General features: G+C 53.7%; 1 rRNA gene. It reads left to right on the top strand.

Features of this window, described 5'->3' with window-relative positions:
* Window positions 1–93: ribosomal RNA gene (locus tag F6A08_RS17540) — 16S ribosomal RNA — on the top strand; the annotation flags it as partial.
* Window positions 94–527: the final 434 nt, after the last annotated feature.

The following is a 527-nucleotide window of genomic DNA, read 5'->3' as shown; positions in this document are numbered from 1 at the left end:
TTGTGGAGGGAGCCGTCGAAGGTGGGATCGGTAATTAGGACTAAGTCGTAACAAGGTAGCCGTACCGGAAGGTGCGGCTGGATCACCTCCTTTCTAAGGAGCATCTGACACCTCCGGGTGTCCAGAACCCAGATCGAAGGCATACGTTCTTCGCTGGGAGCTCATGGGTGGAACATTTGACATGGCATCGAGATCTGATCTCGGAACTAGTACGCCGCTTCGGTGGTTGGAAGGTTCTGGGTGAGGGGACCGGTGCCTGCACGCTGTTGGGTCCTGAGGGACCGGATGCGCACTGGCCTTCGGGTCGAGTGCACAGTCGGTTACTCTGGGCCTCTTTCTGTTTCCCCGGTTGGGGTTGCGGATGGAGGGACCGCCCGTACTTTGAGAACTACACAGTGGACGCGAGCATCTTGCAACAGCCTTCGGGTTGTTGCACAAGATGATCTTAAAGATCATTAGTCAATTTCTGATTCCATCTTCGGATGGGGTCGAGTTTTTGATTCAAACTCATGTGATTTCAAGTCTTT

The organism is Microbacterium algeriense (assembly GCF_008868005.1).
Taxonomy (GTDB): domain Bacteria; phylum Actinomycetota; class Actinomycetes; order Actinomycetales; family Microbacteriaceae; genus Microbacterium; species Microbacterium algeriense.
This window is presented reverse-complemented; position numbering and strand designations above follow the sequence as displayed.